General features: G+C 68.1%; 18 protein-coding genes. 15 read left to right on the top strand and 3 right to left on the bottom strand.

Annotated elements, in window-relative coordinates; translation table 11 throughout:
- Positions 1-131: 131 nt before the first annotated feature.
- From DA69_RS03005 to DA69_RS02980, 6 genes are read left to right on the top strand one after another with little or no spacing between them, the layout of a single operon-like run.
- Positions 132-1,070 (top strand): ABC transporter permease, encoded by a 939-nt coding sequence (locus DA69_RS03005; protein ID WP_081602762.1) that lies wholly within the window; start codon positions 132-134, stop codon positions 1,068-1,070.
- On the top strand, positions 1,067-1,873 hold the full coding sequence (locus DA69_RS03000; RefSeq protein ID WP_025977527.1) for an ABC transporter permease: 807 nt from the start codon (positions 1,067-1,069) through the stop codon (positions 1,871-1,873). Before DA69_RS03005 ends, DA69_RS03000 begins: the two co-directional genes overlap by 4 nt.
- The gene (locus tag DA69_RS02995; protein ID WP_035302268.1) at positions 1,870-2,679 is read left to right on the top strand and encodes an ABC transporter ATP-binding protein; all 810 of its coding nucleotides are present in this window, start codon (positions 1,870-1,872) and stop codon (positions 2,677-2,679) included. The genes DA69_RS03000 and DA69_RS02995 overlap by 4 nt, the downstream gene beginning before the upstream one ends.
- Positions 2,676-3,569 carry an ABC transporter ATP-binding protein gene (locus DA69_RS02990; RefSeq protein ID WP_025977529.1) on the top strand — a complete coding sequence of 298 codons (894 nt, stop codon included), beginning with the start codon at positions 2,676-2,678 and terminating at the stop codon, positions 3,567-3,569. Before DA69_RS02995 ends, DA69_RS02990 begins: the two co-directional genes overlap by 4 nt.
- Positions 3,566-5,107, top strand: coding sequence for an ABC transporter substrate-binding protein (locus DA69_RS02985; RefSeq protein WP_025977530.1), 1,542 nt, complete (start codon positions 3,566-3,568; stop codon positions 5,105-5,107). The genes DA69_RS02990 and DA69_RS02985 overlap by 4 nt, the downstream gene beginning before the upstream one ends.
- The gene (locus DA69_RS02980; RefSeq protein WP_419177560.1) at positions 5,104-6,549 is read left to right on the top strand and encodes an FAD-dependent oxidoreductase; all 1,446 of its coding nucleotides are present in this window, start codon (positions 5,104-5,106) and stop codon (positions 6,547-6,549) included. The genes DA69_RS02985 and DA69_RS02980 overlap by 4 nt, the downstream gene beginning before the upstream one ends.
- 653 nt (positions 6,550-7,202) lie before the next feature.
- Here DA69_RS02980 and DA69_RS02975 read toward each other — a convergent pair.
- A complete protein-coding gene (locus DA69_RS02975) occupies positions 7,203-7,838 on the bottom strand; it encodes a hypothetical protein (RefSeq protein ID WP_025977532.1) in 636 nt (211 codons plus the stop codon).
- Positions 7,839-7,855: 17 nt separating this feature from the next.
- Entirely contained in the window at positions 7,856-8,209 is a 354-nt protein-coding gene (locus DA69_RS02970; RefSeq protein WP_025977533.1) for a hypothetical protein, read from the bottom strand.
- A gap of 475 nt (positions 8,210-8,684) precedes the next feature.
- Between DA69_RS02970 and copC the strand changes: the two genes are divergently transcribed.
- Positions 8,685-9,002, top strand: coding sequence for a copper homeostasis periplasmic binding protein CopC (gene copC / locus DA69_RS02965; protein WP_235599198.1), 318 nt, complete (start codon positions 8,685-8,687; stop codon positions 9,000-9,002).
- A 1-nt stretch (position 9,003) separates the two neighbouring features.
- Complete coding sequence (gene copD / locus DA69_RS02960) at positions 9,004-9,909, top strand: copper homeostasis membrane protein CopD (protein ID WP_025977535.1); 906 nt, start codon at positions 9,004-9,006, stop codon at positions 9,907-9,909.
- Positions 9,910-9,918: 9 nt separating this feature from the next.
- On the opposite strand, the gene DA69_RS02955 is transcribed toward copD, so the two are convergent.
- On the bottom strand, positions 9,919-10,653 hold the full coding sequence (locus DA69_RS02955; RefSeq protein WP_025977536.1) for a PepSY domain-containing protein: 735 nt from the start codon (positions 10,651-10,653) through the stop codon (positions 9,919-9,921).
- Positions 10,654-10,793: 140 nt separating this feature from the next.
- On the opposite strand from DA69_RS02955, the gene DA69_RS02950 reads away from it, so the two are divergent.
- The 7 genes from DA69_RS02950 to DA69_RS02920 all read left to right on the top strand — a co-directional run bounded on the left by DA69_RS02950 (position 10,794) and on the right by DA69_RS02920 (position 16,184).
- Positions 10,794-11,075, top strand: a complete 282-nt coding sequence (locus tag DA69_RS02950) for a hypothetical protein (RefSeq protein WP_025977537.1) — start codon at positions 10,794-10,796, stop codon at positions 11,073-11,075.
- On the top strand, positions 11,072-11,512 hold the full coding sequence (locus DA69_RS02945) for a Spy/CpxP family protein refolding chaperone (RefSeq protein ID WP_025977538.1): 441 nt from the start codon (positions 11,072-11,074) through the stop codon (positions 11,510-11,512). The genes DA69_RS02950 and DA69_RS02945 overlap by 4 nt, the downstream gene beginning before the upstream one ends.
- 7 nt (positions 11,513-11,519) lie before the next feature.
- A complete protein-coding gene (locus tag DA69_RS02940) occupies positions 11,520-12,074 on the top strand; it encodes an RNA polymerase sigma factor (RefSeq protein ID WP_025977539.1) in 555 nt (184 codons plus the stop codon).
- A 162-nt stretch (positions 12,075-12,236) separates the two neighbouring features.
- Positions 12,237-14,051 (top strand): copper resistance system multicopper oxidase, encoded by a 1,815-nt coding sequence (locus DA69_RS02935; RefSeq protein WP_025977540.1) that lies wholly within the window; start codon positions 12,237-12,239, stop codon positions 14,049-14,051.
- Positions 14,048-15,301 (top strand): copper resistance protein B, encoded by a 1,254-nt coding sequence (locus DA69_RS14845; protein WP_235599197.1) that lies wholly within the window; start codon positions 14,048-14,050, stop codon positions 15,299-15,301. Before DA69_RS02935 ends, DA69_RS14845 begins: the two co-directional genes overlap by 4 nt.
- Before the next feature lie 19 nt (positions 15,302-15,320).
- Positions 15,321-15,707, top strand: coding sequence for a copper resistance CopC family protein (locus tag DA69_RS02925; RefSeq protein ID WP_025977542.1), 387 nt, complete (start codon positions 15,321-15,323; stop codon positions 15,705-15,707).
- Positions 15,708-15,854: 147 nt separating this feature from the next.
- A complete protein-coding gene (locus DA69_RS02920; protein WP_025977543.1) occupies positions 15,855-16,184 on the top strand; it encodes an amidase family protein in 330 nt (109 codons plus the stop codon).
- Positions 16,185-16,246: the final 62 nt, after the last annotated feature.

Here is a 16,246-nt window from a genome sequence, read left to right as displayed (position 1 = left end):
TTGACAGGCGCTTCGCTTACCCTAAGGATGATGTCTTAACTTAGATACGACTCTGCGGCGGAGACCGTTCAGGACATGCCCAAGCCTCTACCGAGCGTTTCGGCCCGCAGCAAAGCGAGCCGCCGCCCCTGATGTTTTCCTCTTCTCGTATGCTTGGCGGCTTGAGGGACTTCGCCTTTGTCCTGATCGCCGCAATGACAGTGCTGTTCTTCCTGCTGCGGCTGACCGGCGACCCGGCCCTGGTCATTGCGGGCGAAGGCGCCTCTCCGGCTCAGATCGAGGCGATCCGCGTCGAATACGGCTTCGACAGGAGCCTGATCGTCCAGTACGGCCAGACCATGCTGCGTCTGCTCCAGGGCGACTTCGGCAAGTCGCTGACCGATGGAAGCCCGGCTCTGGGCAAGGTCCTGGCCTCCCTGCCCGCCACCCTGTTCCTGGCCGCCATGGCGCTGAGTCTGAACCTGCTGATCTCGCTGCCGCTGGGCGCCTGGCTGGGGCAGAAGCGCACCGGGGCGGCGCGTCGTGCGGTGCGCGGCGTGCTGACGGTGATGCAGGGATTTCCCGGTTTCGTCATCGCCCTGCTGTTGATCAACCTGTTCGCCGCCGGGCTCGAATGGCTGCCCTCGATCGGTTACGGCGGACCGGCGACCTGGGTGCTGCCGGTGATCTCGGTCGTCTCCTTCCTGGCCCCCAAGCTGATCCGCGTGGTCGAGGCCAACACTCATGCCGCCCTGGCCGCCGACTTCGTGCGCACCGCGCGCTCGACCGGGGCGTCCGAGAACCAGATCCTGTGGCGCCATGTCCTGCCCAACGCCCTGCTGGGCGCCGTCGCCCTGATCGGGGCTGAACTGGCCTTCATGCTGACGGGGCTGGTGGTCATCGAGACCATCTTCGCCTGGCCCGGCATCGGCTGGCTGCTGGTGCAGTCCACGCTGAACCTGGACTTCCCCGTGGTGCAGGCCGTGGTCTTCGTCATGGTGGTCAGCGTCTTCCTCAGCAACGCCGTCACCGAGGCGGTGCAGGCCCTGCTGGACCCGCGCATCCGCAGCCGCGCGAGGGCTGCATCATGAGCCGCAGCCTGTCCCCCGCCATTGTCGGCGCCGGCGTGGTGGGCCTGTTCTGCCTCGCCGTCATGATCTTCGGCGACGCCCTGTCCGGCCATGACCACCGCGCCATCGACCTGTCGATACGTCTGGCCGCCCCGCTGGCGCCGGGCCATCTGTTGGGAACGGACGAACTGGGGCGCGACGTGCTGGCGCGTCTGCTGAACGGAATGCGCTGGTCGGTAGGATCGGCCCTGTGCGCTACCCTGATCGCCTTCAGCATCGGCACGACCTTCGGCCTGGCGGCGGCGCACAAGGGCGCCTGGCTGGGCGGCGCCCTGAAGCTGCTGACCACCTTCACCCAGTCCTTTCCGTCCTTCGTCATGGCGGTGACGGTGATCGCCCTGCTGGGCGACAGCGGCTTCTGGGCGGTCACGCTGACGCTCGGCCTGGTGACCTGGCCGGTCTTCTCCCGCGTCGTCTACGCCGAGGCCAGCAGCCTGTTTCAGCGTGAATACGTCCAGGCCGCCGAAATGACCGGCATGGGCGTCGCGCGTCTTTACGCCCACCACGTTCTGCCGGCCCTCGTCCCGACGCTGTCGGTGCTGGTGGTCTTCCACTTCGCCGAGATGATTGTGGCTGAAAGCGCCCTGTCCTTCCTGGGCATCGGCGCACCGCTGGGGGCCGCGACCTGGGGCGCCATGCTGAGCGAAGGGCGCGCCTTCATGCTTCAGGCTCCGTGGCTGACGCTGGGCCCGGCCTTCGCCATGGTCATCATCATCGTGGCCGCCCACAGCGTGGGCCAGCACCTGCGGAACCTGACCCGATGAGCGTTGCTGAGCTGAATACGGCGCACGAAATGGTGCTGGATATCCGCAAGCTGAGGTTGGAGACCGTCGCCGACCGCCGCGTGTTGATCCCCAACCTCGACCTGACGATCCGCCGCGGCGAGATCGTCGGCCTGGTCGGCCAGTCGGGGTCGGGCAAGACCTTGACCTGCTTCGCCGTCGGCGGCCTGGTTCCGCCGGGCGTGCGCGTTGCGGGCGGCGAGATTCATCTGGAAGGCCGCCGCATCGACAATCTGGCCGAGGCGGACTGGCGCGCCGTGCGCGGCGGCCGCATCGGCATGGTGTTCCAGGACCCCCTGTCCTCGTTCAACCCGGTGAAGACGGTCGGCTCCATTCTGATCGAATCGGCGCGTCGCCATCGCGGCCTCGACAAGGCGGCCGCCCGCGCCCTGGCCGTCGAAACCCTGCGAGCGATGCGCCTGCCGGGAGCCGACGCCTGCGTCGACGCCTTCCCGCACCAGTTGTCGGGCGGGCAACGCCAGCGCGCCATGATCGGCCTGGCGCTAATCAATCAGCCCGCGCTGATCCTGGCCGACGAGCCGACCACGGCGCTGGACCCGACGGTCCAGTTACAGATTCTGGCCCTGCTGCGGCGTCAGGCCCAGCAGGCCGCCGCCCTGATGATCACCCACGACATCGCAGCCGCCGGCGCTGTCTGCGACCGTATCGCCGTCATGCTGGAAGGCGAGATCGTCGAGGAAGGTCCCACGACGCAGGTGCTGTACGAGCCCCGGCATCCCTTCACCCGCAGCCTGCGGGACGCCGCTCACCTGGGGAGACGGGCATGACCGCGCCGCTTCTGTCGATTCAGAACCTGGGGGTCGCTTACGGCAGCGGACGTGACCGCCGCTTCGTTCTGCGCGGCGCCGGTTTCGACCTGGCGCCCGGTCAGGTCATGGCCATCGTCGGCGAGTCGGGATCGGGCAAGTCGACCCTGGTGCGCGCCGTCGCCGGCCTGGCGACGCCCGCTGAAGGCAGGATCATGTTCGAAGGCGTCGCCCTGCCGCCCCTGGGCAAGCGCTCCAAGGCCATGCTGCACGGCATCCAGATGGTCTTTCAGGACCCCGGCGCCAGCCTGAATCCGCGCCAGTCGATCCGCACCGTGCTGGAAGAGCCGCTGATCGTGGTGGGCAGGCTGGACGGCGCGGCGCGACGGCGGCGGGTCGAAGAACTGATGGACCTCGTTCATCTGGACCGTCGCCTGCTGGACCTGCGGCCCTCCGCCCTGTCCGGCGGGCAGAAACAGCGCGTCGCCATCGCCCGCGCCCTGTCGATGGAGCCGCGCCTGCTGATCGCCGACGAGGCGTTGTCGGCCCTGGACTTCGCCAATCAGGACAAGGTCTCCGCCCTGCTGCTGGAGCTGAAGGATCGGCTGAATCTGGCCATGCTGTTCGTCTCGCACGACATGCGCAGCGTTCGCCGCATGGCCGACCACGTGTGCGTCATCGAAGGCGGTCAGGTGGTCGAACAGGGGCCGGTCGCAGAGGTCCTCTATCACCCCAAGAGCGCCTATACGCAGTTGCTGCTGGCCGCCGCCCTCAATCCGGCCGCCGCCCTGGCCGACCCGCGCCTGAGCGCCGCCCTGGAAGCCGGCGGCCCGATCACGGACGAGGCGCTGGCCGGCGTGATGGACATCATCGGCGCGAACGCCCTCATGCAGGAGCAGTCCCCCTCATGACGCCGAACCGCCTTCGCCGCTTCATCGCCGCCTGTCTCGGCGCCGCCCTGGTCGCCGCCTGCAGCCAGGGCGCCGCGAACAAGCCGACGCCTGCGACCGGCAGCCAGGTGCTGCGCGTCGCCGCCGCCAGCCTGCCTTCCAGCCTCGGCAATCCGTTCCGGGGCAACAGCCGTCCCGGCTCCCTGCTGTGGCTGGCCATTTACGACGGCCTGACCGCCATCAACGACGACGACCAGTTGGGGCCGGGCCTGGCGACCGAATGGACGCTGATCGAACCGACGGTCTGGCGCTTCAAGCTGCGCGAAGGCGTGCGTTATTCCAACGATCGCCCGTTCGACGCCGAGGTCGCGGCCGAGGTATTCGCCTTCCTGCGCTCGGATCAGGGCAAGCGCACCCTGATCGGCTCCGAAGCGCGCGGCATCGTCGAAGCGCGCGCCGTCGGACCGCTGGAACTGGAGATCCGCACCGAGCGTCCCGACCCGGTCCTGCCGCGCCGCCTGGCCGCCATCATGATGATCGAGCCGAAAGCCCTGGCCGAGGTGGGCATGGACGCCTACGCCCAGAAGCCGGTCGGCACCGGGGCCTTCGTCATGACCGGCTGGGACCAGCGCACCCGCCGCCTGACCCTGGCCCGAAACCCGAAATCATGGCGGTCGTCGACGATCGACGGCGTGGTCTTCTACGAACTGCCGAGCGCGGCGGGGCGGACTCAGGCCCTGCTGTCGGGCGATGTGGATCTGTCTCTGGTCGACCTGGAGGAGACGGAGCGGCTGGAGCGCAACGGCTTCCACGTTCTTTACAGACCCTCCATGCAGGTGAAGGCCTACTCCTTCCGCAACGTGGGCGGCGATCCGTCCTCGCCCTTGCGCGACGTTCGCGTGCGTCAGGCGCTCAACTACGCCGTCGACAAGGAGGCGATCGCCTCCCTGCTGCCGCAGAACGCCAAGCCGTCGGGCCAGCCTGCCGCCAAGGGAGTGTTCGGCTACGACCCGACCATCGCGCCCTACCCCTATGACCCCGCCAAGGCGCGCCGCCTGTTGGCGCAGGCCGGTTACCCGAACGGCTTCAATCTGACGATGGAGGTCCTGACCGACGCGGCGCCGGGCGACGACATGATGTCCCAGGCGGTGGCCGAATACTGGCGCGCCGTCGGGGTCGATACCCGCCTCAAGGTCATGACCATGCCGGACTTCCTGGTGAAGTATCAGACCAACAGCTGGTCGGGCGAGGCGCTGGCCCTGTCGTGGAACAGCTTCCAGTACTACGACGTCACCCGCGCCATGGAGGACTTCTCCTGCATGCGGCCGACGCCCTTCTTCTGCAACGCGGAAATCACCGACAAGCTGAAGACCGCGCGCGAGATCATGGACGATGACGAGCGGCTGAAGGCCTATCAGGCGCTGGGTCGACTGTACCGGGAGGCGGCGCCTTCGCTGTTCCTGATCGAGCACCAGGACCTGTTCGCCTATACGCCCAGGGTGGGCCACGTGAAAATCCGCCACCGCGTGCCGGTCTATGAAGAAATGACCCTGCGTTGAACAGGGCCTCAGGCGCCGCTCCCTGGGACCTCGTTATCGTCGGCGGAGGGGCCGCCGGTATGGCCGCCGCCATCTTCGCGGCGGAGCGCACGTCTCGCGTCCTGTTGATCGACCACGCCGATGTGCTGGGCGGAACCCTCTGGGTCGCCAACGGCCAGTTGAGCGCGGCTGGCACGCGCCTACAGCGCGACAAGGGGATCGAAGACGACGCCCAGGCGCATTTCGACGACATCATGCGCCTAAGCCGGGGCACGGCGAACGAGGCCCTGGTACGGCTGGCGGTGTGGAACGCCGCCGAGACGTTCGACTGGCTGATGGAACAGGGGTTCGACATCGACCCCGCCTGTCCGGTCGACGGCGTCGGCCACGAGCCCTATTCGCGCGCCCGCTACTACTGGGGCCGAAACGGCGGCGCCTCGCTGCGCGATGTCCTGATCCCGCGCATCGAGCAAGCCGTCGCGGACGGCCGGATCAGCCTGCGGCTCGGCCATGAAGCACTGAGCCTGACGACCAACCCCGGCGGCGCCGTGACGGGGGTTACGACCCGCGACGCCCAAGGCGCCGAACATCATTTCGAGGCCGCCCAGACCGTGCTGGCGACGGGCGGCTATTCCGCCTCGCCCGACGTCTATCAGGCCCTGAACGGCGTCCCTCTCTACACCAATCTGCCCTATGCTTATTCGCAGGGGGTCGGGCACAGGCTGGGCTGCAGCGTCGGCGGATGGCTGCGAGGTCAGGAGAACTTCTTCATCAACTTCGGCTTCCTGCTGGACGGCGAAGGACCGCGCCCCGGCATGGTCGGCCGGTTGAACACCTATCCCCAGCGTCGTCCGCCGTGGGAGATCTACGTCAACGCCCACGGCGACCGCTTCGTGCGCGAAGACATGGAGTCCGTCGATGCCCGCGAAAACGCGCTGCTGGAGCAGCCCGTGCAACGTTACTGGGTCGTGTTCGACGAGCGGATCCTGACGGAGGCGCCGCCGTTCATCGCCGGCTTCGACGCCGGCGAAATACGCGCTCTGTTCGCGGACGATCGCCCCTTCTTCTACAAGGCGAATGATCTGGAGACGCTGGCTCAGAAAGCGGGCGTCGACGCGCATGGCCTGATGCGCGCCGTGCGCGGCTATAATTACGGCGTCCATTCCGGCAACGATTTCCTGGGCCGCCGCCATCTGCCTCTCCCGATCGCGCAAGGCCCTTTCTACGCCATCCGGGTGCAGGGCGCGGCGGTCAGCAGCGCGGTCGGCCTGGCCGTCAACGACCAGCTTCAGGTGATCCGCCCCGACGGCTCGGCCATACCGGGGCTGTGGGCCGCCGGCGAACTGCTGGGCGCAAGCCAGACCATGGGACGCGCCGTCTGCGGAGGCATGATGGCGACGCCCGCCCTGACCTTCGGACGCCTGCTGGGCCAGAGTTTCGTCCCCCTGAACTCCAAGGCCTGACCTCAAGCGGGGCTCCAGCTAGTGATCGTCGCGGTTACGTGGACCGCCTGTGGGGCGGATCACTAGCCCAAGCACTCCGCTCGTCGTTGGAAGTCACGCGGCTTTTGATGCACCTCCCATAATGCGGTCAGTTCGGCGACTACGGGGAGCGCCCAAGCCGTTCGACCGTCGAGCGATAGACACCAGTCGCCTGTTGCCGGGCGGGAACCATTTCGGGCGCCGTCCCCTCATCAGAGGCAAAGCCATGACGGGAGAGTCCGATGGGACAACCGAAGCAGTCGAAAGGTCGAGAGGAGAACGCCGCCATTCCGGGCGGCAAGCCCGATGCGGCCACGTCCGATGAAGCCGTGCGTCGGGTGGGACGAGAATCCAGCCGTCGCGCCGGGCCTGACGGACCTGACGCCCGCGAGGTTGGCGACACGTTTAAGAAGACATCGGCCGCCCCCGCGGCCAGCGCGAAACCACAAAGCCGCCCTTAAGCTGCGCAACGGCCGTTGCGCCTAGGTGAAGCTTCGAGAGCCCCCCTCGTGATCATGCCACGCGGCGGCAGGGCGCCAGAACGAAGCCTTATCTGCGCGTCATCGCCCCGTCCTGCGATCCGCCTTAGGCGTGAAGGCGGCGCGATTGCGTTCGCGCCGCCTCCCCTCTTCGCCTTATCGATATCGCGCGCGCTCGGCAGCGATTTCTTCGGTGGTATAGGGCGCGGCGGCAGGGTCGAAGTTCGTCCAGCCGGCTTCGCGGTAGGCTGCGCCTCGAGCGCCGGCGTCCCAGCCCCGGCTTTCGTCCAGGATCGCCTGCGCCCTGGACCGCTCCGCTTCATCGACGCGGACGCTGACCAAGGTCCCGCCCCGACGCACGCCCTCGGCGTAGACGTGGGCGTCATTGTCATCATGGCCCGCCTCCTTGAGCGCGCCGAGGATGCCGCCGACCGCGCCGCCTGCAGCGGCGCCCGCGACGCCCGCAGCCGCCGCCGACGCGAGCCAGCCGGCAGCCACCACGGGGCCCAAGCCCGGCACCGCCAGCATGCCCAAGCCTGCCAGAACGCCGGCGCCCACGCCGAGCGCGCCGCCCGTCGCCGCGCCCTTGCCAGCGCCTTCTGCGACGTCGTTCTCGCCATCGCCGTTCATATCGCCCGGCGAGCGCCCGTGATGGCGGTGGCCCTCATGCCAGTTATCGGAGTTGTTGGAGATGATGCTGATGTCGCCCTCTGCAAAACCTGCAGCTTCAAGGGCGGACACGGCATCCATCGCTTCGGTGTGAGTATCGTAAAGGCGCGTGATCGTGGACATGGAAATCTCCTTAAGCATCAGGAAGCGGGCGAGGCGCTGACAACGCCCTTGTAGTCGACGGAAACCTTGGACTGGACGCCGTCCTTGACGGCGGTCGCCGTCCAGACGCCGTCTTGGCCTTGGCTCAGGGCGCCGATCTGGGCGTAGCCCTGTTTTTCAATGGCGCTTCGCGCCTGGCCCTCGGTGAAGGAGTTCGCGCCCGGCGTGAGCGTCCCGTCTGCAGCGTTCTGCGTCGTGTCGACGGCGGGGTTCCTGGGCGTTTCGGACTCGGACACCACAGGCCCTTCAACAGGCGCCTCGGCGTCGCGACCATTGCCGCACGCTCCGAGCAGAAGGGCGGCTCCCGCCAGGCCGATGAGGGCTCTTGTCATGGACTTTCTCCTTTGATGAGGTGTTGAAGGAAGCCGCCCGGATTCAAACCGTTCCGCCGCGTCGAAGACTTTCTCGCGAAGCTTGCGTCCAACATCCTGCGCAAAAGAAGCTCAGGCTGAGGCCGAGCCGCCGCCGCGCCTCCGCTCGGGAGCGGGACGTTCACCACGAACGTCGATAGGCTTTTCGCGGGCCTGGGCGATCAGGCGAGCCCCTCCGAAAAACTTGGAAGGACCGCGTCAAAGTCCACTTTTATGTCAGCGACCTCGGCTCTTTCGGAAGCAATACCGGCGCCTCCTGGACGGCCTGAATGAGTCACGCTCGACTACTGTGTCTTCACTTTCGGCCAGCCAACACCGATCCGATGAGGGAAGCGCCCGCCCGACGCGTAGATGATCACGCGGCCAATATCGGCCAATACCGTGGAGACCGCGCGTGGGTTACTCAAATATCGTCCCCTTCGTCGCCGTCGCGGCCGTGACGATCGCGGCCGGCCCGGCGGCGGCGCACGCCCGTCTCGTCAGCGCGACGCCGGCGCCCGGTTCCGCCGTGTCGGCGCCCCGGTCCATCAGCCTGACCTTCAGCGAGCGGACCATGGCGGCCTTTTCCAGCTTCGACGTGATAAACGCCGCGGGTGCGAAAATCGCGATCAGGGTCGCTGTGTCACAGGACGGCAAGACCCTGACCGGAACGCTGGCTCGGCCGCTGCCTGCCGGCGCCTATGTCGTCAATTGGCGCATCGCTTCCAGCGACGGCCACCGCATGACCGGCCGCCACGGCTTCACCGTCCGCTGAAATGGCCGACGTCTGGATCGTCGTCCTGCGCGGCCTGCAATACGCCGCCGGGGCGTTGCTGCTGGGGCTGCCCGCCTTCATGCTCTACAGTCAGCAGGCGGTCGGGCCGCTGGGTCTGCGCTGGCCGCGTCAGGTCCTGATCTGGGCGGCGGCGGCGGCGGCGGTGGCCGCGCCCGCCGCCCTGGTGACCCAGACCGCAATGATGGCCGGGTCGTTGAGCGAAGCCGTCAAGCCCGCCACCCTGGCGTTTATGGTCACAGGCATGGGATTGGGCCAGGCGCTGATGGTGCGGACGCTGGCGGCCGTCCTGGCGTTGGGGGCGGCCCTGCTGCTGCGGCCCGGACGTCCGATGTGGAGCGTGCTGACGCTGCTGGGCGTCATCGTCTCGGCCAGCTTCGCCTGGACCGGCCACGGCGCCGCGACCGAAGGCGCAGGCCATGCGGCGCATCTGATCTCCGACGTCCTCCATGCCCTGGCCGCCTCCATCTGGATCGGCGCCCTGGCCGCCTTCGCGGTCCTGGTCGTGCGGCGACCTGCGGAGGATCCCGCCTGGGAGGCGAGCGTGGCGCGCAGCTTGACCGGGTTCGCCGGGGTCGGCGCGACGGCGGTCGGCACGTTGATCGTCACCGGCCTGATCAACAGCGCCTTCCTGGTCGGGCCGTCGAAGGCGCTTGAACTGTGGACCAGCCCGTATGGCGTCCTTCTGATGATCAAACTGGTCCTGTTCGGCCTGATGCTCGGCTTGGCGGCGATCCACCGTTTTCGCCTCGCGCCTCTGATGGCCAGGGACGCCGGCCAGGCGCTTCCCCATCTGAAGAAGAGCCTGACGATCGAGTTCGCTGCGGCCTTGGGGATTCTGGCCGTGATCGCGGTCATGGGAACGCTGCCGCCACCCGCAGCCCTGTAGCGACGAGTCCTAGAGGGCGGCCTTGCGGCGGGCCGCCCGCACCGCCCGCGCCGTCTTCAGGTCGCGCGCCAGGCGTATCCAAAGCAGGATGAAGCCGGTGATCACGATGCTGAGCGTCAGTGCCGTCAGGCCGATCAGCAAGGGATGGTTGAAGTTGTCGCCGTCCTTGAAGTCCAGGATATGGAGCCGCCAGAAGAAGTCGTAGAAGCGCCAGACCGCCGAGCGCCGCGTCACCACATCGCCCGTCTGCGGCGACAGATAGAAAGCCGTCCGTTCGGCGTCGTTGAATTCCACGCGCCAGATCGGCCCCTCGCGGCCCGTCTCCTTCGGCGCCTGATCCAGCAGAACCGCCTGCCTGGGCGCCGCCCCGCCCCGATAGGCGGCCGCTGCCAGGGCCGAGGCCTCGTCCTCCCTCATGGCGGCGAAGGATCGGCCGGTCGCGGCGGCCACGGTGACAGGCGCGCCCTCAAGCGGGGTCAGGACCCAGGCAGGTCCGCGCGGCGTGGTTTTCAACTCGGCGCGCGCGGGCGCCACGCCCGACAGGCGCGCGGCCTCGGCCAGCGGCAAGGCCTGATCCAGGGCCAGGGCGACCGGCGCCGCCGCCTTCAGCCGATGCTCGCTGCGCACCGCTTCGATCGGGATTGCGGTCATGACCAGGCCGCCCCCGACCCAGAACAACACCTGCAAGCCCACCACCAGGCCGACCCATTTGTGAATCTGGGTCGAATAACGCAGGACCTTCATAGCTTCCCCTCAAGCTCAAGGCGCCGCGGCCGCCACGGCCGAATGAACCCTATACGCCTATCGACGCGCGCCCCCTCATGCGCTTTCAAGGGAAGGAACGACGGGCTGCGTATTCACCGTCGGGGCCGCGAGGATTTGCAATGACCGACGACATCGAGCGCATGCTGGCGACGCCGCTTTCAAGCGACGAAACCGCGCATCTGACCGGGCTGGAAGGGCGCGTCTGGCGCCGCATCGAGGAGCGGCAGGCGCAACGCCGCCAGGGTCAGGTGCGCCTGGCCGTCCTGGCCTTCGCGCTGCTGGTCGGCGTGACCAACGGCGGCGTACTGGGCCAGGCCTTCAAGCCCCGGCCGTCCGACATCCAGGTCTTCAGCGTCTCCGCCGGCCTGTCGCCGATGACGAGCGTCGAGGTTGGCGGATGAGCTCGAACTGGAAGTCGATCGCCCTGACCGTGGTCATGGCGGCCCTGGCGAGCGCCGGCGGAGCCTGGCTTGGCGCCGGCTGGATGATGCAGCGGCATGAGACGCCCGGCTTGCATGAGATCGTGCATCAGAAGCTGGACCTCACTGCCGAACAGGATGTCCGCCTGGACGAGATCGAAGCCCGCTTCGCCGTTCGGCGCGAGGCTCTGGAGGCAGACGTTCGCGCCGCCAACCGCGAACTGGCCCAGGCCATCGCCGCCAGCCAGGGCGACAGCCCCGAGGTGCGCGCCGCGGTCGATCACTTCCACGACGCCATGGGCGCGCTGCAGAAAGCGACCATCGCCCATGTGTTCGAGATGCGCGCGGTGCTGACGCCGGAACAGGCTCGCGTCTTCGACAGGGAAATCGCCGGCGCCCTGACGCAAGAGCCCAGGTAAGCCCGGGGTGGCGGCCGACGACGACACAGACGAAATCCGGGCCGCGCAGGGCGATCGACGCGCCTTCTCCGCCCTGATGGCGGCGACCAGCGGCGAGCTGTACCGCTTCGTCCGCCGGTATGTCGGCGATGCGGACGAGGCTCAGGACCTGCTGCAGGAAACCTACGCCTCCGCGTGGATGGCCATCCGGCGCTACGATCCGGCGCGGCCCTTTGCGACGTGGCTGCGCAGCATCGCCGTCAACAAGTGCCGCGACTGGGGCAGAAAGCGGACGGTGCGGCGCATCGTGCGCGGCGTCATGGGATTGGACGGTCCCGAAGCCATGGCCGTGGGCGAGGAGGCGCCCGAGCCCGAGGCCCGTCTGGACGCCGGCCGCCGCATGGCCGACCTTGATCGCGTCCTGGCCGACCTGCCCGACGCGCTGAAGGCGCCGCTTCTGCTGGCAGCCCTGGAAGGCCGCTCTCACGCAGAGATCGCCGAAGTGCTCGGCGTCACCCCCAAGGCGGTGGAAACCCGCATCGCCCGCGCGCGACAGAAACTGAACCTGGCCCTGAGGGGTTGAGACCGACGCACGTCGGACACCCTAGACCTGGACCTTGGCCGAGCCTGCGGCGCCCTGCCGCAACGGCGGGGCGAGGGGCCATCGCATTCTTCGCGTATCCCGATCAAACCTCTTCCCTGCCCGCCATCCCTTGGCGAACGGCTTCCTTGAGACCTGGACGACATGGCGACAACATCCCTGGACCGTCGAACCCTATTGAGAGGCGCCGCCCTGGGCGGCGGCGTCCTGGGCCTGCAGGGCCTACTGCCCGCCTGGGCCCAGACCGGATCGCCGGGCCTTCGCGCCGACCTGCCGACCCTGACCGGGCCGAACATCGACTTGAGGGTCGGGCGCTCCGACTTCACCGTCGGCGGCCGCACCGGCCATGCGGTGACGGTGAACGGCCTTTTGCCAGCCCCCCTGCTGCGGATGCGCGAGGGCCAGAACGTGCGCCTGTCGGTGACGAACACCCTGGACGAGGACACCTCGATCCATTGGCACGGCCTGCTGCTGCCGTTCCAAATGGACGGCGTGCCGGGCATCAGCTTCCCTGGCATCAAGCCGCGCGAGACCTTCGTCTATGAGTTCCCGATCAAGCAGTCGGGCACCTATTGGTACCACAGCCATTCCGGCCTTCAGGAAGCCATGGGCCACTATGGCCCTATCGTCATCGATCCGGCGGGCGCCGACCCGGTCGCCTATGACCGCGAGCATGTCCTGGTCCTGTCGGACTGGAGCTTCCTGCATCCGCACGAAATCCTCGACAAACTGAAGAAGAGCCCCGGCTACTTCAACCAGCAGAAGACGACGCTGGCGGGCCTGATCGACGGATCTGATCGCATGAACCTGGCCGAGCGGCGGATGTGGGGCTCCATGCGGATGGACCCGCGCGACATCCTGGACGTCAACGGCTCGACCTACACCTATCTGGTCAACGGCCACGGGCCGGACGAGAACTGGACCGGCCTGGTCCGGCCCGGCGAGCGCGTGCGGCTACGCATCATCAACGCCTCGGCCATGTCGATCTTCAACGTCCGCATTCCGGGGCTGGCCATGACCGTGGTCAACGCCGACGGCGAGAACGTGCGCCCGGTCGAGGTGGACGAGTTCCAGATCTCGGTCGCCGAGACTTATGACGTCATCGTCCGTCCCACTGAGGATCGCGCCTACACCATCGTTTCCGAGGCCATCGACCGTTCGGGCATGGGCCGCGCCACCCTGGCGCCGCGCCTGGGCATGACGGCCGAGGTCCCGCCGCTGCGCCAGGTCCCGAACCTGACCATGAAGGACATGGGCATGGGCGGCATGGATCACGGCGGAATGGACCACAGCGCCATGGGCCACGGCGCTGCCGGCGCCGACCACGCGGCCATAGGCCACGGTACGGCCGCAGGCGCGGCCGCAACCGCCGCGCCGATGGACCACGGCGGCATGAGCCACAGCATGCGCGATCCGAACAACGCCCCGGCCGACATGGCGGTCGGCGTCGGCGTCGACATGATTTCGCCCGCTCCTTCCAACCGTCTGGCCGACAGGCCTCAGGGTCTGGATAACGTCGACCACCGCGTGCTGGTCTACGCCGATCTGGTTTCGCTGACGCCGAACAAGGACCATCGCGCGCCCTCGCGCTCCATGGAGATCCACCTGACCGGCAATATGGAGCGGTTCATGTGGGGCTTCGACGGACGGAAATTCTCTGAAGTTGTCGAGCCGATCCGCTTCGAGCTGAACGAACGGGTGCGCGTGACCCTGGTCAACGACACCATGATGGCCCACCCCATCCACCTGCACGGCCATTTCTTCGAACTGGTCAACGGCCACGACGGACATCAGCCGCTGAAGCACACGGTCAACGTCGCCCCGGGCGGCAAGGTCACCTTCGACCTAACCGCCGACGCACCCGGCGACTGGGCCTTCCACTGTCACCTTCTGATGCACATGCATGCGGGCATGTTCAACGTCGTCACTGTTCGCCCGCTGGATGGAACCGTCTCGTGAAGTCCCTTTCTCTTTCGCTCGCGCTCGCCCCGCTGATGGTGGCCGCCGGCGGGCCCGCCCTGACCCAGAGCCATGCCGGACATGCCGGCCATGCTCCCGCTGCTCAAGCGGCGACTCCGCCGGCCAAGCCCGCGCATGACCGCCCGATGATGCGTGACGGCAAGCCCTGCCCCACGCACGGCGCAGCCGCCACCGGCGCTCAGGCCGACCCGCACGCCGGTCATGACATGAGCAGCCATGCCGGACACGGCGCTGCTGCGGCCGATCCCCACGGGGGCCACGCCACGGCTCCAGCCCCAGCGGCCCAAGCCGATCCGCACGCCGGTCATGACATGAGCAGCCACGCCGGACACGGCGCTGCTGCGGCCGATCCCCACGCGAGCCACGCCATGGCTTCCGCCCCAGCGGCTCAGGCCGACCCGCACGCCGGTCATGACATGGGCGCGACACGCGGTGGTCCGAACATCCCGACCAGCGTGGACGCCGTCGGCGGCCGCATGGTCGAGACTCCTCCCCCCGCCGCCGCGCGCGCGGCCCCCGCCCACGCCGCTGACCTGCTGTTCGACCCGGTCGTCATGGCTGCGGCGCGCAAGCAGTTGCTGGCCGAGAACGGCGACATCCGCTCGACCGCCGTATTCATCGACTCCCTCGAAGCCAACTTCGGCGACGGCGCCGACGGCTACAGTTGGGAGGCCCAGGGCTGGACCGGCGGCGACATCAACCGCTTCTGGTGGAAGACCGAGGGCGAAGGCGAGTTCGGCGGCAACCTGCACGAGGCCGAGTTCCAGGCCCTCTACAGCCGTGCCGTCGCCCCCTTCTGGGATCTGCAGGCAGGCCTGCGCCAGGACATCCGTCCCGACGGCGACGACACGACCCATCTGACCGTCGGCGTCCAAGGCGTGGCCCCCTATTGGTTCGAGATGGGCGCCGCCGCCTTCCTGTCGACCGAGGGCGACCTGACCGCCCGCTTCGAAGCCGAATACGACCAGCGCATCACCCAGAAGTGGATCCTGCAGCCGGCGGTCGAACTGCATATGTCGGCGAGCGACATCCCGGAACTGGAGGTGGGCTCGGGCCTGACCTCGGTCACGGCGGGGCTGCGCCTGCGCTATGAAATCCGCAAGGAGTTCGCGCCCTATGCCGGCGTCGAGTGGAGCCGCTCGCTGGGCGACACGGCCGATTACGCCAAGGCCCGCGGCCAAGACGCCGAGGACATGCGTTTCGTGGTCGGCCTGAAGGCCTGGTTCTAACACTGAAGGATAGCTGACAATGATGCGCACCTTGGCTTTCACCACTGCGCTGGCTCTCACCGCCGGCGCAGCCTTCGCGCAGGATCCCCATTCCGGCCACGCTGGAATGCATCCGCAGGCATCGGCCGCCTCGGGCATCGTCACCAGCCCGGCCGACGGCGCCATGACGCACGGCTCGCCGGAGCGCTTCAACGTGACCTTCCCCCATCCGATGATGCTCAGGACCGTCACCCTGACGATGGAGGACCATGCTCCGATCGTGGTCACGGCGCCGGAAGCGCCTGCCGCGCTCAGCGTCGGCGCGCCCCTGCCGCGTCTCGCGCCCGGAACCTATCGGGCGATATGGGTCGCCGAGGCGCCGGACGGCCACCGCATGACCGGGACCGTCAGCTTCATGGTTCACTAAGAGCGACGCTAGCTCGAGCCCAAGGGTCGACCTGGGGCGCGAGGCAGGCCCCGACGACCTAGAGCCCCTGACCCTCGCCCTGGCCGAGATCGGCCGACGCTCGCCCCCGAAGCCATGAGCGCTGCCTTAGGAATCCTCGGCGGGTCTATGGAGGGCTACCTCGCCCAGTTCGACAGCATCGATGTCTTCATCACCCCGACGCAGAACAAGCCGCCGGTCCCGCTGTCCTATCTGGATCAGGCCCTGCCGGTCGAAACCCAGATGGAACGTCTGTTCGGCTACGCCCCGACGTGGCTCGACAACGTCGCCGGCACGCCCGCGATCACCCTGCCGATGGGCCAGAGTCGTGACGGCCTGCCTCTCGGCCTGCAGTTCTCAACCCGCCCCGGGGGCGAAGCCATCCTGCTTCAACTAGCCTTCGAGCTTGAACGCGAGTTGCAATGGGACCTGCGCAAGCCGCCGGTCTGGGTGGGGTGATGGACGGAGCCAACGCCCAAGTGACCTCCACGGCCGAAGCCGCAGTCTATGGCGTAGCTGAG

Source organism: Brevundimonas naejangsanensis (genome assembly GCF_000635915.2).
Classification (GTDB): domain Bacteria; phylum Pseudomonadota; class Alphaproteobacteria; order Caulobacterales; family Caulobacteraceae; genus Brevundimonas; species Brevundimonas sanguinis.
The sequence above is the reverse complement of the archived record's forward strand: the minus strand, read 5'-3'. Positions and strand labels throughout refer to the sequence as shown.

Excerpts from the sequence above, each read along its gene's own strand:
- DA69_RS03005 (WP_081602762.1), top strand. The coding sequence starts at position 132 with ATGTTTTCCTCTTCTCGTATGCTTGGCGGCTTGAGGGACTTCGCCTTT.
- DA69_RS03000 (WP_025977527.1), top strand. The coding sequence starts at position 1,067 with ATGAGCCGCAGCCTGTCCCCCGCCATTGTCGGCGCCGGCGTGGTGGGC.
- DA69_RS02995 (WP_035302268.1), top strand. The coding sequence starts at position 1,870 with ATGAGCGTTGCTGAGCTGAATACGGCGCACGAAATGGTGCTGGATATC.
- DA69_RS02990 (WP_025977529.1), top strand. The coding sequence starts at position 2,676 with ATGACCGCGCCGCTTCTGTCGATTCAGAACCTGGGGGTCGCTTACGGC.
- DA69_RS02985 (WP_025977530.1), top strand. The coding sequence starts at position 3,566 with ATGACGCCGAACCGCCTTCGCCGCTTCATCGCCGCCTGTCTCGGCGCC.
- DA69_RS02975 (WP_025977532.1), bottom strand. The coding sequence starts at position 7,838 with ATGTCCACGATCACGCGCCTTTACGATACTCACACCGAAGCGATGGAT.
- DA69_RS02970 (WP_025977533.1), bottom strand. The coding sequence starts at position 8,209 with ATGACAAGAGCCCTCATCGGCCTGGCGGGAGCCGCCCTTCTGCTCGGA.
- copD (WP_025977535.1), top strand. The coding sequence starts at position 9,004 with ATGGCCGACGTCTGGATCGTCGTCCTGCGCGGCCTGCAATACGCCGCC.
- DA69_RS02955 (WP_025977536.1), bottom strand. The coding sequence starts at position 10,653 with ATGAAGGTCCTGCGTTATTCGACCCAGATTCACAAATGGGTCGGCCTG.
- DA69_RS02950 (WP_025977537.1), top strand. The coding sequence starts at position 10,794 with ATGACCGACGACATCGAGCGCATGCTGGCGACGCCGCTTTCAAGCGAC.
- DA69_RS02945 (WP_025977538.1), top strand. The coding sequence starts at position 11,072 with ATGAGCTCGAACTGGAAGTCGATCGCCCTGACCGTGGTCATGGCGGCC.
- DA69_RS02935 (WP_025977540.1), top strand. The coding sequence starts at position 12,237 with ATGGCGACAACATCCCTGGACCGTCGAACCCTATTGAGAGGCGCCGCC.
- DA69_RS02925 (WP_025977542.1), top strand. The coding sequence starts at position 15,321 with ATGATGCGCACCTTGGCTTTCACCACTGCGCTGGCTCTCACCGCCGGC.
- DA69_RS02920 (WP_025977543.1), top strand. The coding sequence starts at position 15,855 with ATGGAGGGCTACCTCGCCCAGTTCGACAGCATCGATGTCTTCATCACC.